24 protein-coding genes and 5 tRNA genes are annotated in these 21645 nt (G+C 29.2%); 13 read left to right on the top strand and 16 right to left on the bottom strand.

What is annotated here, in order from left to right:
* Positions 1-64 precede the first annotated feature (64 nt).
* The 3 genes from dnaE to CURT_RS07480 all read right to left on the bottom strand — a co-directional run bounded on the left by dnaE (position 65) and on the right by CURT_RS07480 (position 4634).
* A complete protein-coding gene (gene dnaE, locus CURT_RS07470) occupies positions 65-3607 on the bottom strand; it encodes a DNA polymerase III subunit alpha (RefSeq protein ID WP_018712794.1) in 3543 nt (1180 codons plus the stop codon).
* A gap of 140 nt (positions 3608-3747) precedes the next feature.
* Positions 3748-3996: an RNA recognition motif domain-containing protein gene (locus tag CURT_RS07475; protein ID WP_018712795.1), complete on the bottom strand. Its 249-nt coding sequence runs from the start codon at positions 3994-3996 to the stop codon at positions 3748-3750.
* A gap of 92 nt (positions 3997-4088) precedes the next feature.
* Positions 4089-4634 (bottom strand): DJ-1 family glyoxalase III, encoded by a 546-nt coding sequence (locus CURT_RS07480; protein WP_018712796.1) that lies wholly within the window; start codon positions 4632-4634, stop codon positions 4089-4091.
* Between the two features lie 64 nt (positions 4635-4698).
* On the opposite strand from CURT_RS07480, the gene CURT_RS07485 reads away from it, so the two are divergent.
* A complete protein-coding gene (locus CURT_RS07485) occupies positions 4699-4914 on the top strand; it encodes a SelT/SelW/SelH family (seleno)protein (RefSeq protein ID WP_258280514.1) in 216 nt (71 codons plus the stop codon).
* 39 nt (positions 4915-4953) lie between these two features.
* On the opposite strand, the gene efp is transcribed toward CURT_RS07485, so the two are convergent.
* A complete protein-coding gene (gene efp / locus CURT_RS07490; RefSeq protein WP_018712798.1) occupies positions 4954-5520 on the bottom strand; it encodes an elongation factor P in 567 nt (188 codons plus the stop codon).
* 112 nt (positions 5521-5632) lie between these two features.
* Between efp and CURT_RS07495 the strand changes: the two genes are divergently transcribed.
* Positions 5633-6400, top strand: coding sequence for a hypothetical protein (locus CURT_RS07495; RefSeq protein ID WP_018712799.1), 768 nt, complete (start codon positions 5633-5635; stop codon positions 6398-6400).
* 343 nt (positions 6401-6743) lie between these two features.
* Here CURT_RS07495 and CURT_RS07500 read toward each other — a convergent pair.
* The 4 genes from CURT_RS07500 to CURT_RS07515 all read right to left on the bottom strand — a co-directional run bounded on the left by CURT_RS07500 (position 6744) and on the right by CURT_RS07515 (position 7688).
* Positions 6744-6819, bottom strand: a tRNA-Glu gene (locus CURT_RS07500).
* A gap of 622 nt (positions 6820-7441) precedes the next feature.
* Positions 7442-7517, bottom strand: a tRNA-Lys gene (locus tag CURT_RS07505).
* 10 nt (positions 7518-7527) lie between these two features.
* A tRNA-Asp gene (locus CURT_RS07510) sits at positions 7528-7604 on the bottom strand.
* 8 nt (positions 7605-7612) lie between these two features.
* Positions 7613-7688, bottom strand: a tRNA-Val gene (locus CURT_RS07515).
* A 150-nt stretch (positions 7689-7838) separates the two neighbouring features.
* On the opposite strand from CURT_RS07515, the gene CURT_RS07520 reads away from it, so the two are divergent.
* The 3 genes from CURT_RS07520 (at position 7839) to CURT_RS07530 (ending at position 9829) form a co-directional block, all read left to right on the top strand.
* A complete protein-coding gene (locus CURT_RS07520) occupies positions 7839-8423 on the top strand; it encodes a transglycosylase SLT domain-containing protein (RefSeq protein WP_115651887.1) in 585 nt (194 codons plus the stop codon).
* 72 nt (positions 8424-8495) lie between these two features.
* Positions 8496-8837, top strand: a complete 342-nt coding sequence (locus CURT_RS07525) for a hypothetical protein (RefSeq protein ID WP_020608219.1) — start codon at positions 8496-8498, stop codon at positions 8835-8837.
* A gap of 44 nt (positions 8838-8881) precedes the next feature.
* On the top strand, positions 8882-9829 hold the full coding sequence (locus CURT_RS07530) for an OprD family outer membrane porin (protein WP_081617946.1): 948 nt from the start codon (positions 8882-8884) through the stop codon (positions 9827-9829).
* Between the two features lie 314 nt (positions 9830-10143).
* Here the strand turns inward: CURT_RS07530 and CURT_RS07535 are convergent.
* From CURT_RS07535 to CURT_RS07570, 8 genes are all read right to left on the bottom strand, one after another.
* A tRNA-Ser gene (locus CURT_RS07535) sits at positions 10144-10234 on the bottom strand.
* A gap of 59 nt (positions 10235-10293) precedes the next feature.
* Positions 10294-11043: a DUF3108 domain-containing protein gene (locus CURT_RS07540; RefSeq protein WP_018712801.1), complete on the bottom strand. Its 750-nt coding sequence runs from the start codon at positions 11041-11043 to the stop codon at positions 10294-10296.
* Positions 11040-11429 (bottom strand): transcription antitermination factor NusB, encoded by a 390-nt coding sequence (nusB, locus tag CURT_RS07545; RefSeq protein WP_018712802.1) that lies wholly within the window; start codon positions 11427-11429, stop codon positions 11040-11042. The genes CURT_RS07540 and nusB overlap by 4 nt, the downstream gene beginning before the upstream one ends.
* Positions 11430-11900 carry a 6,7-dimethyl-8-ribityllumazine synthase gene (ribH, locus tag CURT_RS07550; protein ID WP_018712803.1) on the bottom strand — a complete coding sequence of 157 codons (471 nt, stop codon included), beginning with the start codon at positions 11898-11900 and terminating at the stop codon, positions 11430-11432. It lies immediately after the preceding gene.
* A 12-nt stretch (positions 11901-11912) separates the two neighbouring features.
* Positions 11913-12233, bottom strand: coding sequence for a DMT family transporter (locus CURT_RS07555; RefSeq protein ID WP_018712804.1), 321 nt, complete (start codon positions 12231-12233; stop codon positions 11913-11915).
* Positions 12226-12558, bottom strand: a complete 333-nt coding sequence (locus CURT_RS07560; RefSeq protein WP_018712805.1) for a DMT family transporter — start codon at positions 12556-12558, stop codon at positions 12226-12228. Before CURT_RS07560 ends, CURT_RS07555 begins: the two co-directional genes overlap by 8 nt.
* Positions 12548-13351: a 3-deoxy-8-phosphooctulonate synthase gene (gene kdsA / locus CURT_RS07565; protein WP_018712806.1), complete on the bottom strand. Its 804-nt coding sequence runs from the start codon at positions 13349-13351 to the stop codon at positions 12548-12550. Before kdsA ends, CURT_RS07560 begins: the two co-directional genes overlap by 11 nt.
* A gap of 9 nt (positions 13352-13360) precedes the next feature.
* The gene (locus CURT_RS07570; protein ID WP_018712807.1) at positions 13361-14254 is read right to left on the bottom strand and encodes a DMT family transporter; all 894 of its coding nucleotides are present in this window, start codon (positions 14252-14254) and stop codon (positions 13361-13363) included.
* Positions 14255-14335: 81 nt separating this feature from the next.
* On the opposite strand from CURT_RS07570, the gene CURT_RS07575 reads away from it, so the two are divergent.
* The 8 genes from CURT_RS07575 to serS all read left to right on the top strand — a co-directional run bounded on the left by CURT_RS07575 (position 14336) and on the right by serS (position 21624).
* Positions 14336-15670 carry a hypothetical protein gene (locus CURT_RS07575; protein WP_018712808.1) on the top strand — a complete coding sequence of 445 codons (1335 nt, stop codon included), beginning with the start codon at positions 14336-14338 and terminating at the stop codon, positions 15668-15670.
* 59 nt (positions 15671-15729) lie between these two features.
* Positions 15730-17106, top strand: a complete 1377-nt coding sequence (gene der, locus CURT_RS07580; RefSeq protein WP_018712809.1) for a ribosome biogenesis GTPase Der — start codon at positions 15730-15732, stop codon at positions 17104-17106.
* Positions 17081-17647, top strand: a complete 567-nt coding sequence (locus tag CURT_RS07585) for a shikimate kinase (RefSeq protein ID WP_039749964.1) — start codon at positions 17081-17083, stop codon at positions 17645-17647. Before der ends, CURT_RS07585 begins: the two co-directional genes overlap by 26 nt.
* A complete protein-coding gene (locus CURT_RS07590; RefSeq protein ID WP_018712811.1) occupies positions 17613-18116 on the top strand; it encodes a hypothetical protein in 504 nt (167 codons plus the stop codon). Before CURT_RS07585 ends, CURT_RS07590 begins: the two co-directional genes overlap by 35 nt.
* A gap of 13 nt (positions 18117-18129) precedes the next feature.
* Positions 18130-19101 (top strand): tryptophan--tRNA ligase, encoded by a 972-nt coding sequence (gene trpS / locus CURT_RS07595; protein WP_018712812.1) that lies wholly within the window; start codon positions 18130-18132, stop codon positions 19099-19101.
* Positions 19102-19158: 57 nt separating this feature from the next.
* Positions 19159-19596, top strand: a complete 438-nt coding sequence (locus CURT_RS07600; RefSeq protein WP_018712813.1) for a hypothetical protein — start codon at positions 19159-19161, stop codon at positions 19594-19596.
* A gap of 88 nt (positions 19597-19684) precedes the next feature.
* Entirely contained in the window at positions 19685-20185 is a 501-nt protein-coding gene (locus tag CURT_RS07605) for a hypothetical protein (RefSeq protein ID WP_169478817.1), read from the top strand.
* 194 nt (positions 20186-20379) lie between these two features.
* Positions 20380-21624 (top strand): serine--tRNA ligase, encoded by a 1245-nt coding sequence (gene serS, locus CURT_RS07610; protein ID WP_018712815.1) that lies wholly within the window; start codon positions 20380-20382, stop codon positions 21622-21624.
* The last annotated feature ends 21 nt before the right edge of the window (positions 21625-21645 follow it).

Below are 21645 nucleotides of genomic sequence, written 5' to 3' on the forward strand. Positions count from 1 at the left end.
TAACCAATAGCTTAGGAAAATTCCTAAGCTATTAAAAAATATATTCTTGCCAAATTTTATTTAATTACGCTACTAAAAATTGATCCACATTTTGACCAAAATTCTCATCAACAAAGAAATTTGTTTCAAAAATATATACTTTTGTTGAAGTCTCAACTCTTAAAATGAGTTTTTTAGAGTTTTTCAAGTTATTTTGTTTGTAGGCAAGATTGTAAATTTCATTAATTATATTTTGGTTTAATTCATCCAAATTTATAGTATAGACATACTCTTCATAAACTCTTTTTTCTTCTTTCTTAAAGCCTTTTTTAGCAAAACTTCGTTTTTTAAAATCTGAGTTTTTTGCCTCATCAAGTCTTAAAAACTCATTTAAGGTTATTTTATACTGCGCATCATCTTTTTCAATTCTTACTCTAAAAGCATAAGGTCTTTCAAGTTCAGCTTCTGATAAAGCTTCTATCTCGGGAAGTTTGTTATCAAAAACTACCATTTCAAAGTTTCCGTGTAGATCAAGCACATTAACTATCGCCATTTTAGAGCCTTTTTTGGTTATTCTTGTATTTATCTCTTCTATTTTTCCCACTAATAAAGTCTCTGTTACATCATTAAGCTCTTCAAATTGACTAGTTAATGTATAATCAATCTCATTTATTTCATTCACATAATCATCAAGTGGATGTCCTGAAAGATAAAGTCCAAGCACTTCTTTTTCGTTTTTTAAAATATCTTTTTGAGTATATTCACCATTGGTTAGTTCTAAATGTACCTCAACCTCCATACTCATATCATCATCGCTTAAATCAGCAAATAAAGAGTTTTCTTTATCGCTTTTTATTTTATTTGCATTGCGCGTAGATTCTGTAATGTTATCAATATTTAAAAATAAATTTTTTCTCGTTAGTTTTAAACAATCCATCGCGCCTGATTTTATAAGTCCATCTAGTGCTCTTTTATTTACCTTAAAACTATCTATCCTTGAAGCAAAGTTGCTAATATCAGTAAAATCTCCATTTTTCCTCTCTTCTACGATATTTTCTATCGCACCAAGACCAACACCTTTTATAGCGCCCATTCCAAAAACAATTGCATCTTTTTCGCCTTTTTGAACAACGCTAAATTCTCTTAAAGATAAATTTATAGATGGTGGTAAAATCTCAATATTAAGTCTTTTGATCTCATCGATATATCTTGCAACTTTATCAAGGTTATTTTCCTCACTTGTTAAAAGCGCAGCCATAAACTCAGCTGGATAATATGCTTTTAAATAAGCAGTTTGAAAAGTAATTAATGCATAAGCTGCAGCGTGAGATTTATTAAATCCATAAGAGGCAAATTTCATAATCATTTCAAAAAACTCATCGGCTTTTTTGATATCATATCCACCTTTTTTAGCGCCCTCTAAATACTCTTTTTTTAGACGCTTCATCTCTTCTTCTTTTTTCTTACTCATCGCTCTTCTTACGATATCCGCTTCACCAAGGCTAAATCCACCTATTTTTTGAACGATTTGCATAACTTGTTCTTGATAAACAATAATTCCATAAGTTGGCTCTAAAATATCTTTTATATCGTTTATCAAATAATCAATCTTTGCAAGACCGTGTTTTCTTTCAATAAAGTTTGGTATAAGATCCATAGGACCTGGTCTAAATAGCGCTATCATCGCTATAACATCTTCAAAATTATCAGGCTTTAAATCAGTGGCAAGTTTTTGCATACCACCACTTTCTATTTGAAAAATACCTAGAGTATTTCCACTACTTATAGTTTCATAAACTTTTTTATCATTTATATCGATTTTTTCCCAAATAACATCTTTGTTATATCGCATTTTAACAAGCTTTATAGCGTTATTTATAACAGTTAAAGTTTTAAGCCCTAAAAAGTCAAATTTTATTAAATCAACATCTTCAAGATAATCTTTTGTATATTGCGTGATAAGATGACCTTTATCATTATTTGTTTGGATAAAAACAGGGGTTTTGTTCCAAAGCTCATCATTACTTATCACAACTCCGGCCGCGTGCATTCCTGCGTTTCTATTAAGGCCTTCAAGTTCTAATGCATAATCCCAAATTTTTTTAGCTTCTATGTTTTCTTCAAGTAAAGATCTTATTTTTGGCTCTTTATCAAATGAATCTCTTAGAGTTATTTTTAACTCATTTGGTATTAACTTTGCCATTTTATCAGCTTCGGCATAAGGCATCTCACAAACTCTTGCAACATCTCTGATAACACCTTTTGCAAGCAACTTTCCAAAAGTTGCAACTTGAGCGACATTGTATCTGCCATATTGCTCAATTACATAATCTATTACTTCCCCTCGCCTATCTTGGCAAAAATCCACATCAATATCTGGCATACTCACTCTTTCAGGATTTAAAAATCTTTCAAAAAGCAAGTTATATGGAAGTGGATCAATATCTGTTATTTTCAATGAAAATGCTACCAAACTTCCAGCAGCACTTCCCCTGCCTGGTCCAACTGGGATGCCTTTTTCTTTGGCATGATTTATAAAATCACTTACTATAAGCATATATCCTGGAAATTTCATAGAATTTATTATGCTTATTTCTCTTTCTAGTCTATCTTTGTAAACTTCATGTTTTGATGAGTCTATAAATTTGAGTCTTTCTTCAAGCCCTTTTCTACTTAAATACTCAAATAAAACTTTATCGTTTTCTAAATCATCTCTAACACCAGGATTTGGCAAAGTTAAATTTAAATTTTTTGCATAATCTGTTGTAAATTTGAAATTTGGCGGAGTTGGATGACCTAAATCTAGTTCTAAATTACATTTGTCAACAATCTCTTGTGTATTTTCAATAACATTTGGAATATCAGCAAAGATTTTTTCCATCTCTTGGCTACTTTTTACATAAAATTGCCTTACAGCATGACGAAGTTTCATACCTGAAATCGCCATATAAATATTATGTGCTTCACTCATATTTTGATATGGATAATGCGCATCGTTTGTGGCGATGACTTTTATGTCAGTTTCTTTTGAAATTTGAAGAATTTGCTTATCTATATTTAGCTGATCTGTTATGCCATGACGCATAATTTCAAGATAAAAGTCATCTTTAAAAATTTCTTTATATTCAAGTGCAACTTCTTTTGCTCTTTCATAGCCTTTTGCACCTCTTTGTCTATTTTTTTCACTTACATTAAGATGAAAATTAACTTCACCTTGCAAACAAGCTGCTGAACAAATCAAACCCTCACTATGTTCTTTTAAAATTTTTTTATTAATTCTTGGATTATAATAAAACCCCTCTAAAAATGCCATTGAACTTAAATACATCAAATTTTTATATCCAATTTCATTTTTAGCAAGTAAAATAAGGTGAAATCTTTGCCTATCACTTTTATCACCTAAATCATCATGATTGTGAATATAAGCTTCAATCCCTATAATTGGCTTAATGCCGTTTTTTTTCATAGTTTTGTAAAAATCAATGGCTCCAAACATATTTCCATGATCAGTTATCGCAACACTTTTAACGCCTTGCTCTTTTAATATAGAAGCAAGTTCTGGAATTTTATTTGCTCCATCTAGAAGTGAATACTCAGTATGTAAATGTAAGTGCGTAAATTTGCTCATAAAACTCTCTTTTAAAAATTTATTTATAGATGTAATTGTATAAAAATCTTATAAAAATATGGTTAATATCAAAAAAAATAGAAATAAAAAGAAATTTAAAAAAAGAAAATAAGACCGCTTTTGCGGTCTAAAAAGTAAATTTAGTCTTGTTTAGGACGAGCCTCATTCACTCTTAAAACTCTACCAAAAAGCTCTTTATTATCCAAAGCTTCTATGGCTTTTGATGCCTCATCACCATTACTCATCTCAACAAAAGCAAAGCCTTTTGAGCGATTTGTTTCACGATCTTTTATGATCTTAGCACGACTAACTTCTCCAAACTGTTCAAAAGCTTCTCTAAGCTCTGATTCAGCTAAACGAAACGGTAAATTACCTACATAGATATTCAAATTATATCCCTTAAAAAAATTACCAAATTTATTTTGGTTTTGGTATTTTACCCAAATTTTAACTATTTTGATATAAATTTTTTGAATTTATTTTATTTATATAAAAGCTCTGTTTTTAAAGTATTAAATTTACCATCGCCCAAAAGAACTTTTACCAAATTTAAAGCAAACTCCATCGCTGTAGCAGGCCCTTTAGAAGTTATTATGTTTTCATCAATTATTACATTTTTTTCATCTGTATAACCTTGGTGATTTACCTTTTGTTCAAATCCTGGATAGCAAGTGTAGCTATTTTTTAAAACTTTGGCTGTTGAAAGTGCCCAAGGAGCTGCACAAATAGCAGCAATTTTTAAATTTTTATCATTAAATTTTTTTAAAATTTCAGCTAATTTTTCACTTTTTGCCAAATGCTCAGCTCCTGGAAGCCCACCCGGTAAAACTATCATATCAAACTCGCCTACATTTAAATCATCTAAAATCATATCTGCTTTTACCTCTATGCCGTGAGTTCCATTAACTATTTTTTTATTAAGACCAACACTAACAGCCTTAATCTCAGCCCTTCTTAAAATATCTATTGCAGTAATTGCCTCAATCTCTTCAAATCCATCCGCTAAAATAATTGCAACTTTTTTCATATTTTCTCCTTAGTTTAAATTTAATACTATAATTATACTTGATTTTTTAAATAAAGGAAATTTTATGAAAATAAAGATTACATATTGCAATATTTGAAACTATAAACCAAAAGCTTTCCGTGTGAAAGATGAAATTTTATCTAAATTTCCAAATGCAAATGTACAGTTAATAGCTGGTGGAAGTGGAAATTTTATAGTCGAAGTTGAAAACAAAGTGATTTTTTCCAAAAAGGAGACTAATCGCTTCCCAAACAAAAATGAAATTCTAGACTTAATATAAACCATTGAAAATTTCAAGGAAAATTCCTTGAAATTTGACTTATTTTTTGACTTTTTCTATATATTCGCCAGTTGCTGTATCAACTCTTATAACTTCACCCTCAAGGATATGGAATGGAATCTGTACAACAGCACCTGTTTCTAAAGTAGCTGGTTTTTTATTACTTCCTTGAGTATCACCTCTAAAATTTGGTGCTGTTTCTATAATCTTAAGTTCAACAACTTGAGGTACCTCTAAGCCAATTGGATTTCCATTATGAAAAAGTACATCAACCATCATTCCATCAAGCATCCATTTTTTGCTATCACCAACTTCTTCATCACTAATTGCAACTTGTTCATAATTTTCAGTATCCATAAACTGGCAAGACTCACCATCATCATATAAATACTGCATCTGTCTTTCTTCTAAATGTGGCTCATCACATTTATCACCTGCATGAAAAGTCTTTTCTAAAACTTTTCCTGTTGTGTAAGATTTAATTTTTACACGAACAAAAGCTGGACCTTTTCCAGGTTTTACATGTTGATAATCAACAATTTTATATGGAATACCATCAATTTCTATTTTTAAGCCTTTTTTTAAATCGCCCATAGAATAAGCCATAAATTCTCCTTAATCTTAATAAAAACAGCATTATAGCAAAAAATATAGTTAAAATGATAAAATTTTAATCCAATAATGGCTATAATATATAAAATTTTATAAAGGATGAACTATGAAAAAATTTGCTTTTTACCTAGGTTTGAGTGCTTTAGTATTTACACAAGGTTTTGCCAATGAGAATTTTAGTCAAAATTATGAAAGCACACTTAAAAATATAGTTAAGAATGTTGAAAAATTTGAGATAATGTCAGTTGATAGGCTTGAATCAATTGATGGGCTAAATTTTGTAATTACAAATATAAATGGAGAAATGGTGCCGATGTTTGTAAGCAAAGATGGAAAGAGTGTAATTGGCTTTTCAAATTTAGTTTTTATAGGAGATGACAAAGATAAAATTTTAATTGAAGGAAGAATGGATAAACTTCACGCAGATATAAAAGCAAATCAAGACAAAATAGCCTATAAAATAATAAAAGAAATTCCTAAAGATAGATTTATAAATATAGAGTCTTTTGATAAAAATAACAAATTTATGACATATATAGTAAGTGACCCTGAATGTCCTGATTGTCGTGAGCATCTAACTAAAATGGTAAAATATTTAAGAAATGCAAATGTTAGGATAATATTTGCCCCTGTTCATGGAAAAAGCGCTTATACAAAATCGGCTGTAATGTTAAAAGAAGCTTCAAAAATAAATCCAGACAATCAAGAAGCTATAATAAAACTTTTAAATAAATATTATGATGTAAATGCTACAGTAAGTGATGATCAAGCAAGCGATGAAGAAAGAGATAGAGTGCTTCAAGATGCAAAAAAACTTTTTTCAAAAGGTGTCATAAAAGGTGTTCCTTTTAGTTTTACTGTTGAAAAAGAATAAATTTCAAAACCATAAATTTTAAAAAGCTAGGATTTAATTTCTAGCTTTTTATACTACTCATAACAAAAAATATAAAAAATGAAAAATTAAATCTAACTGCTCTTAAAAATGGAAAGTTTAAAAAATCATCTCCAAATTGTAAAATAGTGTAAATTTTCTCATTTTAAACTTAAAAATTAAGAAAAATTGCAATTATATATAGCTGAAATAAAAAACCTATTTTGATAGCTTTTGGAGATAAAATAAATTTTATAAAGTGTAAAAACCATAAATAAAATAGAAAAATACCTAAAAAATATTAGAATTATATAGATATCTATTTTTAACTCCACTTATAAATAAATGGCGACCCTTGGGGGTTTTGAACCACCGTTTTCACACTGAGAATGCGACGTCCTGAGCCACTAGACGAAAGGGTCATATTAAATTAAAAGCTTGATTTTATTATCTTTTTGCAAATTTGTCAAATTTATAGAAAATGCATTTGCCTTGCAAATAAACCATTGATTTTTAATATTTTTGTATAATCAGGAACCTACTTTCATATAAAATATTAATTTTTATAAAATTTTACTAAATTTTTAATATACTAAATGTAAATTGTTATTATCTCAAGTAATCAATATTTTTGCATAATATCTTTAAATTCCAACCCAAAAAATAAAAAAATAAGTGATTTAATAGCATATAACAAAGAAGAATGGTGTTTTTATTGGTGCCTAATAAACAATGCAAGATTTAAATATCAACAATATAAAACGATACAAACCCTTAAAAAGCAAAGCTCTTTTTATTATTAATTATATAAACTATTTACATTTTTTATTTTTATTTTGCATTTTTAAATGAATTTGGCTATTTTTTTATAAAAAATGTCAAATTTATACTTTTAGTTAAAATTGGTTAATTTTTCTTAATATATTAATAATAAGAAAAAATTAAAAGTTTTAATTTTTTTAAGGCAGATGCACTAAACAGCGTACTTTAACTTGATAAAAGCCCCATAAAAAGTAATTGATGATTGATTAAAAAAATGATAGATGGTGTCCTGCGTTGGATTCGAACCAACGGCCCCCTCCTTAAAAGGGAGATGCTCTACCTACTGAGCTAGCAAGACACCTTAAAAATGGCGCAGCAGACGAGACTCGAACTCGCGACCCCCGCCGTGACAGGGCGATATTCTAACCAACTGAACTACTGCTGCACCTAAAGTGGTGGTCGCTAAAAGACTCGAACTTTTGACATCCACCTTGTAAGGGTGGCGCTCTACCAACTGAGCTAAGCGACCAACTTTTTAAGCTTTTTCCTTAAAAAGGAATTGAAATTATACAATCAAATATCTTAAATTAAGCTTAAAGACTTAAAGTCTTTTATAAAAATTCAAAATTTACAATTTTTGCTATAATTTAAACTAAAAATTTAAAGTTGAGAGTTGGATGTGAAAATTTTATTTTTTATATTTTTTTCTATAAATTCACTGTTTTCATACAGTTATGAAGAAATTTTATACGCCATAAAAGATGTATCTTACAAAGAAGGAATAGCTAACAAAGTTCTTTACACAATAGTAAAAATCGAAAGCGATCTTAATCCTTACGCTATTTCGTTTCTAACAAATAAACAAAATGCAATTTATTTTAAAAGTTTAGAGACAAAAAACATAAAAGTGAAAGCAAGTCCGTATTCGCTAAATAAATCAAAATGGGTAGTCTCTATAAATCCATCAAATGAATCTTACGCAATAGAAATATCAAAACTTCTTTTAAAAAATGGCTTTAATATAGATGTTGGTCTTGGACAATTAAACTCTCAAAATTTTAGCATAAATGAAGTAGAATATATATTTAACCCGAGTTACAATCTAACAAAGTGTGCAAAAATCCTTAGAAAATGTTTTAATGCCAAAAATAAAGATATGCAACAAACCATAGAATGTTATAATTACGGTATGAGACACAGAGGCTCAAATCCTTACTATAAGCGATTTTATAAGTATTTTATGAAAGAATTCGGCCAAAACTAAATTTCTTATAAAAAAGTAAAATTAATTTTACTTTTGCTATAATCTTGGATAAATTTTTTATTAAGGATTTTTATGAAACCTCATAAATTTAGCATAACTTTACTTATTGCACTTTCAAGTATGGCGTTTGCAAACTCAAATAACGAAAGCTTAAAAGATGCGTTATTAAATACAAAATTTAACTCAGAACTTAAAGCCTGGTATTGGGATAAGACAGATGAAACTAGCAAATTTAATAACGAAAACATTACAAATTTTGCTTTAGAGCTTGGTCTTAAAACAGGTGATTTATACGGTTTTTATCTTGGATCAACTGCCCAAATAGCCTTTGCTCCAATTGGTAAAAAAATGCAAAACTACTTTATAATGGCGAACAAAACACTAAAGGAATTGTTTTATCACAACTTCATTTAGGTTATAAAATATCAAATAGTGATATTAAAATCGGAAGGTAATTTATTAATACTCCTTTAGTTGCTGGAAATGGTGCAAGAATTTTAAAAGAATCTTTTGAGGGCGCTACAGCAAACATTAAAGATATAGAAAACAATGATATTTTTTTAGGCTATGTTTATAAATTTCAAGGTAGAACAAGCTCTATAATGGGTGATGAAAGCGGAAAATATCCAAAATTTAAAGATAGAATCACTCTTGGTGGAGTTGGTCCAAAAGCTCATAAATTTGATGGGCTTTACTATTTAGGTTTAACAAATAAAAGTTTTGAAAATTTAGACTTAACAGCTCAATATAGTTATTTGAATAATGTTGAATTTGCAATTCCCAATATGAAAGATAAAAATGGAGATATTCATCTTTACTATACTGAGGCAAACTATAAAGTGCCTTTTGAAAATTTTAGCCTTAAATTTGATGCAAATTTTAGAGGCTCTAAAACTTCAGGTCAATTAGAAGAAAGAAATTTTAATGGTCAAATGTATGGTATAAAAGCTGGAGTTTATAACTTAAATGGATTTAACTTTATTGCCGCTGCTACAACTGTAAGCAAAAATAAATCTGTCATAATGAGCGCTGGACTTGGTGGAAATAGCTATACATTTTTACCAGTTCGAGGCGGACATCTTTTTACCTCAACAGCAGGCATGACAACTTATAAATTTCAAACCGATTATGACCTTTCAAAAATTGGTATTAAAAACTTAAAAACTAGCGCAGCTTATGTATTTTCAAAACACAGCACTCCTAATAAACAAGCAGGAATGAATCCAGCAAATGTAAAAAGAGAATATAATGGATATAGCTTAGCGCTTAACTATAAAGTTCCTTGTTTAGAGGGTTTTAGCACAAATTTAATGTGGGTAAGCCTTAATGAGGAAAAAACATTAAACAATAAAACTAATAAATCAAAAATAGATGAACTTTGGGTAAAGCTAAGTTATAAATTTTAATCTTTTAGTGGCAAAAGATTTTTTCTTGTGTCACTTATTTTTTAATTATAAATTTTGATTAATTTTGCAAAATCGCATTTTAAAAGCATTATGCATTAAAAACTATAAATAAAATTTATAAAAAATACAACATTAAAGATATAAGTAAGGCGATGATAGCATTAAATACTCCTTTAAATTTTAAAATTATCACCACTCATAGTCATATCTGTTTTGATTTATGTATGTAAATCTAAGCTTGAAAATCTTTGATATTTATTAAAAAGTAGGTATTTTTTTAAAATTCTTTGTAGTTTTTACTTGATAAAATTTAATGGCGGACAGAGAGGGATTTGAACCCTCGAGCCCAGGTTATGAGCTGCACCCTTAGCAGGGGTGTGGTTTCGACCACTCACCCATCTATCCAAAAAGTAAGATTGTAATTATATCCATTAATTTCTGATATATTGCTTAAATTCCAAAAATCATTTAAAATTTAACTCTTTTAACTCTCCTACGATATCACCAAATAAAATAACATCTTTTAAAATGGCTTTTGTTGCATATCCATTTTCATCCAAAGCAAGATGAAGTTCACCTCTTTTTGATGAGAAAATCCTTTGATTTATAAAAACTATATAAGGTTGATATTTAGTATCTAGCTCGTTTTGAAGGCGTGATTTTTGTTTGTCTTGTGGAATTTTAATTTCAATTAATCCATCTTTGTCTTTTGCTCCAGCTACAACTAAGGCAAAGTGCAAATGAATGGTTTTTATTTTTGAAAAATTAAAAAACAAGGTCAGCAAATCATTTTGCGAATAATAATCTAAAATTTTTTCATCTGTTTTTTCGAGACTCTTATCATCTCCCTTGTACCTTACAAATTTGATCTTTTTACCAAACTCGTCAAATTCATAATTTTTCTTGCTTATTATTTGCTTACCTTTTTTATTTCGCCTAGTTTCTTGTGTATAAAATTTAGGAATTAAATAATTTTTATAAATAGTTCCATAGCTATAAAAATATTCCCTTCTATCACCACTTAAACTATTTGCAAGTCCAGTTGTTTTAGCATCCATATAAATTTCATAAGTGGCGTTATTTTCATATTTTATAAGTCTTGTTTTTGATTCTCCTACTTTGCCAAATATTCCAAATTTAACATTATAAGTAGCTGATATCTCACTACTAAAAACAAAATTAGCAAAAATAAAAATAAAGGCTAAAGCTCTCATTTATCTACTTTATCCAAAACTCCATTTACAAATTTTGGTGAGGTATCACTTCCCATCTCTTTTGCAAGTTCAATCGCTTCATTTATAGCAACTGCTTTATCAATATCACTAAATTTAATTTCATAAGCTCCAAGCCTTAAAATAGCTCTTTCAACTTCGCCTATTTCATTCATTTTATACTCATTTAAATGTTCATTTAAAACATCATCAAGAGTATTTAAATTTGACAAAATTCCACTTATCAATTCTTCAGTAAAAATTTTTTGTTTATTTCTTATCTTTTTACTCTCTAAAAACTCATTTTTAAACTCATCATTTTCACCATTTATATCTCTTGCATAAAGAAGCGATACAACAGCTTGTCTTACTTGGTGTCTTGTAGCCATTTACTCTCCTAAATTTTCATACAAACTAAGAAGTTCTATTAGTCCACTCATAGCTTCAAAGCCCTTATTTCCAGCTTTGCTTCCAGCTCTTTCAATGGCTTGTTCTATCGTGTCTGTTGTAAGCACTCCAAAGGTTACAGGCATATTATATTTTAAAGTAACATTTGCAATACCTTTTGTAGTTTCTGCACTTACATAATCAAAATGAGGAGTAGCGCCTCTAATTACCGCTCCAACGCAACAAACCGCGTCAAATTTTTTACTTTCTAATACTTTTTGCAATGCAAATGGTATCTCAAAAGCTCCTGGAACTAAAATAAGACTTAAATTTTCATCTTTTCCACCATGTCTTAAAAAGGCATCTTTTGCCCCCTCAACCAATCTATCGGTTATAATATGATTAAATCTTGAGCTAATGATTGCAACTTTTTTACTACCATCAATGCTGAGTTTTCCCTCTATGATTTTCATTTTTTTCCTTTTTTATAAAATTTTTAGCATTATAACACTAAATACTATTAAAGCTAAATAAAAAGCTTTTTTAAAATTAAATTTCTCATTATCAAAAACTATGCCAATTCCTACTGCCCCTATTGCTCCAATTGCCGTCCAGATAGCATAAGCTACACTCATTGGCATTGCCTTCATAGCAAATCTTAAAAAAAGAAGTGAAAGACCGAAATTTGCCATAATTACACTAAAAACTATGTATTTTCTATATCCTCTAAATTTTGGAAACCTAGAATTTAGAAAAATACCAAAAATTTCCAAAGCACCAGAAATTAAAAGAGCAAAACTATGCATTTTTATTTTCCTTGCTATTTTCTTTATTTAAGCCAAAAATGCCGATTAAAAGCGTAATTATACAAAGAGTTCTAATAATATCAAAATTTTTTGTTGCAATTATCTCAGCCACAACAACAAAAAGTGTTCCAAGCCCCACATAAAGAATATATGCAAGACTTGTAGGAAGATGTTTAAATGACTGGATGAAGAAAAACGTACTTGCAAAAACAACAAAAACAGTTAAAATATAGTGCAAATTTGTATGTGCAAATTTAAGACCATAAACCCACGCACACTCAAATAAAGCACCTATAATGACAAAAAATAACCCTTTATTTTTCACTTAAAATTTCTCTTATTTTTAGAGTATCATCTACAACTTTTTCAAGCTCGCTTAAATTTAGCATATTGGGCCCATCACAAAATGCTTCACAAGGATTTAAGTGTGTTTCGTAGAAAAATCCATCTACACCAACACTTGCAGCTGCTCTTGCAAGATATGGTACAAATCTAGCATCGCCACCACTTTTTCCATCAAGTCCTCCAGGCATTTGCACGCTATGAGTTGCATCAAATATTACTGGAGCAAATTCTCTCATTATTGGTAAGCTTCTCATATCTACAACTAAATTTCCATAGCCAAAAGTGCTACCCCTTTCACAAAGCCAAACACCATTGTTTTTAGCCATTTCAAAGCCACTTTCATCAACTCCACGAGTTTCAAGAACTTTTTTAACACTATGCTTCATCTGATCTGGTGCTAAAAATTGTCCTTTTTTGATATTTACAATAGCTTTTGTTTTTGCAGCTGCAACTAATAAATCTGTTTGGCGACATAAAAATGCTGGGATTTGCAAAACATCAGCTACTTCACTTACTGGTTTTGCTTGATAACTTTCATGAATATCTGTTAAAATTTTAAAACCAAACTTGCTTTTAACTTCACTTAAAATTTTAAGTCCCTCTTCAAGCCCTGGACCTCTAAAGCTTTTAATGCTTGTTCTATTTGCCTTATCAAAACTACTTTTAAAATAAAAATCAAGCCTTTTATCTTCATTAAATTTAACAAGCTTATCAGCAACTTTAAATATCAAATCCCTACTTTCAATTACACACGGTCCTGCTATTAAAATCATCTTTTTCCTTTATTTTTGCATGGCGACTATAACGCCACTAACTATAACTAAAATTATACCAAAACCAGCCATTAAATTTGGCAAACTATCGCCCATAATAATTCCGATTATTAAAGTAAAAATTATATCTGAGTATGCAACAGCAGCCACTGTTCCAGCGTGTCTTGAAGCAGCATACGCCTTTGTCATATAAGTTTGAAATAAAAGTCCAAAAACTCCCATTAAGATTATAAAAATCCACATTTTAGGTGTTGGCATTATAAATTTTGCAAATAAAAAATCAAGATAAATAGGCACTGTAAAAAACTCAGATGCAACCATACAAAAAAGTGGAACCAAAGTTCCTGAAAGCATAAAAGATAAAACTATTATTTTCGTATCATAAGCTTTTCTTAATTCATGCACGCTCATATAAGCAACTGCTGCTAAAAAACCATTTAAAAGTCCCATAAAATGGTTTTTTGTAAAACCTAAATTTGGCTGCATTATAAAAACTATCCCCAAAAATCCAATAAGTATACCAAACCAAGCCCAAAATCCAAGCTTTTCTTTTAAAAATATAGCTCCAAATAGTCCTAAAAACATAGCTGAAGTTTTAGCAAATGTAAAAGCTTCAGCTAAGCCCATATTAGCAATGTTGTAAAAAAATGCCATCATCGCAATTATGCCTACAAATCCACGCATAAAAAGCAAAAACAAAGCTCCACCTTTGGAGTTATGTCCGTATTTAAAAATAGCCCAAAGAATTATGAATAACCCTACAACATTTCTAAAAAATGAAATTTCAACTGAACTCATCCCACCTCCCAAAGCCTTAGCAAAAGCTCCCGTAAGTGCGAAATAAAATGAGGCTAAAAGCATATAATAAACACCTAAATTTCTTATCAAAAACCTTTTATTCATAAAATTCTCTCTTTCATAAGCACTATTTTAGTATAATCTTGCTTAACGGCTAATTTAATAAAAATATTTAAAGGTAAATTTATGGATGAAAAAAAATTAAAAAATATATTACTAAAACTTGTTAAAATTTTTGCTATTTTTTGTATGAGTTTTGTAGTGCTTTACTCAGCTGCACTTAGTTTAAGTGATGGTGAAAAAATTTTAGATCAAAAGCAATTTTTTATTATAAGCGCTATTGCAACGCTAGTTATTTTAACAATTATATTTATTTTTATAAATTTAAGCCCAAAAAAAGATAAAAAAAATATATCAAAAAACAGCTCTAAAGATTCACTAAAATTTAAAGATCAAATTAAAGAAAAATTAAGCACTTATGAAAAAGATCCATTATATATTAATTTAAGTCTAACTATAAAAGATACATATTCATTAAATTTTAATTATGATTTTACGCTAAACAGTGAAAAAATTAATGAAATTTTTGATTTTATTTATAGTAATATAAACTCGGATTTAAAAGAAAATAAAGATGAATTTTTACTAAATTATGAAAAATATTTTCAAGATTATGATTTAAAAAATGCTGAAATTGTTATGTATTTTTCAAATTTAATAGGTCTTTGGGAAAAAATACAAAATTTAATTTTTAAAAAACTTGATGTAAAAAACAATGATATAAAAAATATAACAAACAAAGTTTGGAATTTGTTTATGAAAAACTATATTAACGCATATTCTCCAGCTACTTTAAAAAGACAAAAAGGTCAAGTCGCAATACAAATTTATAAAAATCTACTTTATGAAATTTTACAAAAAAACTCATTTCAAACAGCAGAAAATCTCCTAGAAGATACAAGTAAAGAAAAAAGAAGACAAGTTATTTTTGAAATTTACAATAGCAAAGATAAAGAACTTTTAGAAGTTTATTTTTACAACACTTTTTATGTAGGATCGTTTTTAAAAACTTGGCAAAAAAAACAAATTCTTTTTGAACAAGATAGACTTTTTTACGATGCATTAAATTTTATCTTTAAACAAATGCTTGAAAGCTATATTGACAATCCAGTTTATTTCAGCAGCCTATCACAAAACGAAGCTAAAAATTTATCTAAAACTATCTTAAAAGCCGCTCTTTATAAAAGTGGTTTTGTGCCTTTTAAGGCACCACTAAGAAATGGTTTGGAAATTTTAACATACGATAATAGACCTGAGTTTTTAGGCTCTTTTGATTTTTATTTAGATCTGTTTTGTTATAAATTTAAAGACAAAAAAGAAGATGATTTCAAGCAAATTTGTCAAGAAATTTTAAAAAATGAGTTAAATTTATATAGTGCAAACTGGCTTTTGCAAAAAGATGGAGAGTTTGGAAAAAAACTTTTTTATCAAATTTTACCAATTGCACTAAATAAAATTTAGCTAAATTTAGGCGAATTTGCAGTATAATGAAAACTTAAAAATAGATTAAGGATTAATTTTTGCAAAAAATAATGATTATTGGTCGTCCAAATGTGGGAAAAAGCTCACTTTTTAATCGTCTTGCAAGACAAAGAATTGCCATTACAAGTGATGTTAGTGGAACCACAAGAGATACAAATAAAACTGAGATTGAAATTTATGATAAAACTTGCTTTTTAATTGACAGTGGCGGACTTGATGAAAGCTCAGAACTTTTTAAAAACATAAGAGAAAAAACCCTAAAAGAAGCAAAAGAAGCTGATATAATTTTATTTATGGTAGATGGCAAAATGATGCCTCAAGATGAAGATAAAAAAATAGTCTATTCTCTTATGCGACTTAAAATTCCTATTTTTTTAGTCATTAACAAAATCGATAGCAAAAATGATGAAAAAAGAAGTTTTGAGTTTAACGAGTTTGGCATAAAGGATAGTTTTGCCATCTCAGTTAGTCACAATATGGGCATTGAAGAGCTAAAAGATGCTATTTATCCACTTTTAAAAGATAATTTAAAGCCAGATGAAACAGAATTTTTGGAAGATTTTTTAGAAAATTTTGATGATGATGGTGAGTTTGTAGAAAATGATAAAAATATAAAAGTTGGCATAATTGGTCGTGTAAATGTTGGAAAATCAAGCCTTTTAAATGCTTTGGTTAAAGATGAAAGAAGTGTTGTAAGTAGTGTTGCAGGAACTACCATAGATCCTGTTAATGAAACATTTGTTTACAGTGATAAAACTATTGAGTTTGTCGATACTGCGGGCATTAGAAGACGTGGTAAAATTGAGGGAATTGAAAAATTTGCACTAAATAGAACTGAGCAAATTCTAGAAAACTCAGATATTGCTTTATTGGTTTTAGATAGCAGCGAGGATTTAACAGAACTTGATGAAAGAATAGCCGGACTTGCGGCTAAATTTGAACTTGGTGTGATAATTGTTTTAAACAAATGGGAAAACAAAGGTGAAAAAGACTTTGATCAAATTTCACTACTAATAAGAGATAAATTTAAATTTTTAAGTTATGCTCCAATTATTAGCGTTTCAGCACTGCAAGGAAAAAGAGTTCATAAAATTTATGATTTAATACTTGAAATTTATGCAAATTTTACAAAAAAACTTAAAACATCTCGCCTAAATGAAGTCATAAAAGAAGCTACTATAAACCACCCAATTCCACATGATAAAGGCAAAATTGTAAAAATTTACTACGCCGTTCAGTTTGGATTTAATCCACCAAAAATAGCACTTATAATGAACCGTCCACGCTCACTTCATTTTAGTTATAAAAGATATCTGATGAATAAAATTAGAGAAAATTTTGATTTAACCGGCGTTCCACTTGTATTAGTCCCAAGAAGCAAAAACAAAGATGAAAACGATGAAGAAAAAAAATAATATCGTTTTAATTGGCTTTATGGGTGTTGGCAAGGGAACTATCGCAAGAACACTATATAAAGAAACTGGACTTTTTCCACTTGATTGCGATGATTTGATAGAGAGCGCATATAACTCAAAAATAAAAGAAATTTTTGCAAAACATGGCGAAGATGAGTTTAGAAAAATAGAAAAAAAACTGGCTAAATTTATAGAAAAAAATATCAATAATGCTATTGTCTCAACAGGTGGTGGATTTTACAAAGTGCCAAATTTAAAAAAACTTGGAACTATTATCTACCTAAAATCAGACTTTGATAGCATAATAAAACGGATTGAAACTTCACCAAACGCCGAAAAAAAACTAGCCAAAAGACCACTTCTTAAAGATCTAAAAGAGGCAAAAAAGCTTTTTGATAAAAGAGAAGATGAGTATGAAAAAGTGGCTGATTTCATCGTCGATGTAAGTGATAAGATGCCAAAGCAAATTCTAAAAGAGATAAAAAAAATAATAAAAGGGCCAAAAGATGGTAATAGCCTTAACAGGACATGTAAAAGTTAAAAAAGCACTCAATAAAACAACACATCCAAATATAGAAACAAATGAAGAGGCTTTTGAAGTTTTAGAAAAACTTATAATTGAAACAATTAATAATAATTTTCATGACAATGAAAATTTAGTTTTTGTATCCGGCATGGCAAAAGGTGCTGATGAAATTTTTGCACTAATAGCAATGAAAATGAAAAAGAAACTAATTCTTTGTATTCCAAATAAAATATCTTGGCACAAATCAAGAGGAGCTGATAGATACGATGAAATTTTAAACTACGAAAATGTTGAAATAAAAGAGATAAAAAAGGATTATAATGGTGGCAATTTTTATTATGGATACTTTGCAAGAAATCAGGCTATGGTCGATTTAATTGATGATGATGGGGCTTTACTTGCATTTCATCGATATGATTCAGGTGGAGTGGTAGATACGATAAGAAGAGCAAAAAAAGCAAATAAAAAAATTATAGAATTTTAATAAAGGATAAAATTTGATAACACTAACCGGACTTCAACCATCAGGAAAACTTCATTTAGGAAATTACTTTGCTAGCATTAAACCAATGGTTGAAAAGCAAAATTTAGGCGATAGCAAGATGTTTATGTTTATTGCAAATTACCACGCAATGACAAGTGTAAGTGATGCACACAAACTTAGCGATAATACCTTCGAAGCAGCGTGTGCTTTTTTAGCTCTTGGAATAGACCCTAAAAAAAGCATATTTTGGGTTCAAAGCGATGTAAAAGAAGTACTTGAACTCTACTGGATACTAAGCGCTTATACGCCGATGGGACTGCTTGAACGTTCTCATGCATATAAAGATAAGATTGCAAAAGGTTTTGATACAAAACATGATCTCTTTAGCTATCCTGTTTTAATGGCGGCTGATATTTTACTCTACAACGCTGATTTTGTACCAGTGGGAAAAGATCAAATTCAGCATGTTGAAATAGCACGTGATATCGCACTTAAATTTAACAACGCTCATGGTGAAATTTTTACATTGCCACAAGCAAAAGTTGAAGAAAACTTAGCCACAGTTCCAGGGACTGATGGGGCCAAAATGAGTAAAAGCTATAAAAATACAATTGATATTTTTAGCGATGCCAAAACCTTAAAAAAGCAAATTTCAAGCATCGTAACCGATAGTACTGCCCTAGAAGAGCCAAAAGAGTGGAGAGACTGCAATGTTTATAAAATTGCTGAGCTATTTTTAAATGAAGATGAAAAACTTGCTTTGCAAAAAAGGTATGAAAAAGGTGGCGAGGGATATGGACACTTTAAAATGTATTTAAATGAAGTTATTTGGGACTATTTTAAAGATGCAAGAGAGAAATTTGACTATTTTATGAACCATAAAGATGATGTTTTTGAAATTTTAGATGATGGAGCAAAAAAAGCAAAAACCGTAGCAGAAAAAAATATGCAAAAAATAAGAAAAATTTGTGGAATTTATAGATAAAGTATTTATAAAAACCTATTATAATCTTAATTTTTATTTTAAAATATAGGAGAAAAAATGGGAGCTATCTATCCATACGCACAATTTATTCATCTAATTTGTGCAGTAATTTTTGTAGGATATCTTTTTTTTGATGTAGTTATTTTTAAAATGGCTTTAAAAAAAGTTGATAATCAAACTGGTGAAAAAATGAAAAAAGCCATATCTTCAACTGAGACAAGAATAATATCAATTTTCGTTTTATTATTACTTTTAAGTGGCGGAATGATGATGAATCATTGGGTTGGAAGTAAAGCTGGTGGCTATTTTAGTTCAAATTTACAGATATTTTTTATGATAAAAGTTCTTTTAGCGTTTATAGTTTTTATAGCAGTTGGCGTAAAGTTAACATATAAATTAATACTTAAACGCCCTAGCCCAAATATCCATCCTTTAGCACTTTTACTATCATTTGTTATAATTTATTTGGCTATATTTTTTAAATACGCTGGATAATAAATTTGATGAGTTTTAAATTTAGATGCCAGTTTTATTAATTTTAATTCTCGTCACAGTTATATTTAGTCTTTTTTTGTTTTATTTTGTGTCTTTTAGGAAAGTAAAAGGCACAAAGTTAATTTTTTATCCAATAAAAATTTTCTCTTATTCACTTTCGCTTTTTATTTTTATACTTTTTGCCTATGCTATTTATGATACAATCACTGAACCTCCCAGAATTTATCATGATAAATATATAAAATTAATTTTAGAAACACAAAAATACCAATTTTATGGTGCAACACTTAGAAATTTAGACTCAAAACATGGCAGAATTTACTCATACGAGGGTAAAATACAAATAAAATGTCTAGACAAAAATGATCCAAAATGCGAAAATGGATTTTTAAAACTAACGCCCGAAAAAGAAGAAGGCAAAAGATTTATTAAAGTTATTATACTCATAGGGGTAATGTTTTTCCCAATTTCATTTTTAGCAAATAAAGAAATAACTATTTATAAGGGTAAAATTACAAAAAGCATGGAGTTTGGATTTTACAAAAAAAATTACACTATGAATTTAAAAGATATAACCATAAAAAAGTAAAATCATGGTATGAGTTAATAGACAACTCAAATAACATGAAAATAACCATTTCAGCACCATATTCTAAAAAAGATTTAGATAAAATAGTTGGAATTATTCAAAGATTTCAAAATATTAAAAAATAAAATAAATCTCCAATTTTAGCCTATTTAAATCAAAATTTCGATAAAATAGCGGTTTTATGGAGAATAACTATGATAAATTTAAAACTAATAGAAACAAATTTTGATGAGTTTAATAAAAAACTCATCGCAAAAAAAGTAAGTAAAGAGGCATTAAAAGAGCTTTTAGCTGTTTATAACGACTTAAAAGCAAAAAAACTTGAGTTGGAAAATCTTCGAGCACTTCAAAACACAAAAAGTAAAGAAGTTGGCATAAAAGCAAGAAATGGTGAAGATATAACTGAACTTAAAAGTGAGCTTGAAGAAAATAAACAAAATATTCAAAAATTGCAAGAGATAGTAAATTCTATTCAAGAAAATCTAGATCAAAAAGCATCTCACATCCCAAACATAATAGATGATGATGTGCCTTTTGGAGAGAATGAAAACGAAAATGTTGAACTTAAAAAAGTTTTAGAAGTTCCTAAATTTAGCTTTACTCCAAAACCTCATTATGAGCTTGGAGAAAAACTTGGTTGGCTTGATTTTGAACGTGGTGTAAAGCTTAGTGGAAGCCGCTTTACCGCCATTAAAGGTTATGGTGCAAGGCTAAATAGAGCTTTGATTAATTATATGATTGACTTTAACCAATCTCGTGGTTTTGAGCTTGTGAATGTCCCATTTGTTGTAAAGCCTGAAATTCTTTATGGCACAGGGCAGCTTCCAAAGTTTGAAGAAGATCTCTATAAAATAAACGAAGATGAACTTTATCTTATACCAACAAGTGAAGTTCCAGTCACAAATTTATATAACGACGAGATAATAAATGCAGATATTTTGCCAATCAAAATGACTTGCTATAGCCACTGCTTTAGGCGTGAAGCAGGAAGTGCTGGACGAGATACTAGGGGAATGATAAGACAACATCAATTTGAAAAAGTTGAGCTTGTTTCTATAGCTAAAGCTGATGAGAGCGATAAAGTATTTGAAGAGATGGTAAGCTGTGCAAGCGATCTTTTAGCTAGTCTTGGACTACCTCATCGTCATATGCTACTTTGTAGTGGTGATCTTGGTTTTAGCGCGGCAAAGACAATTGACCTAGAAGTTTGGCTACCATCTCAAAATTGCTATCGTGAAATTAGCTCTATTTCAAATTGTCGTGATTTTCAAGCTCGTCGTGCTAAAATTCGCTACAAAGATGGCAAAAAAAATGTTTTAGCGCATACTCTAAATGGCTCATCACTAGCAGTTGGTAGAACCTTAATTGCAATAATGGAAAATTATCAGCAAAATGATGGTTCTATAAAAATACCAGAAGTTTTGGAAAAATATATATAAGAACCAAATTAATAAAGTTTT

This window comes from Campylobacter ureolyticus (genome assembly GCF_013372225.1).
Lineage (GTDB): Bacteria > Campylobacterota > Campylobacteria > Campylobacterales > Campylobacteraceae > Campylobacter_B > Campylobacter_B ureolyticus.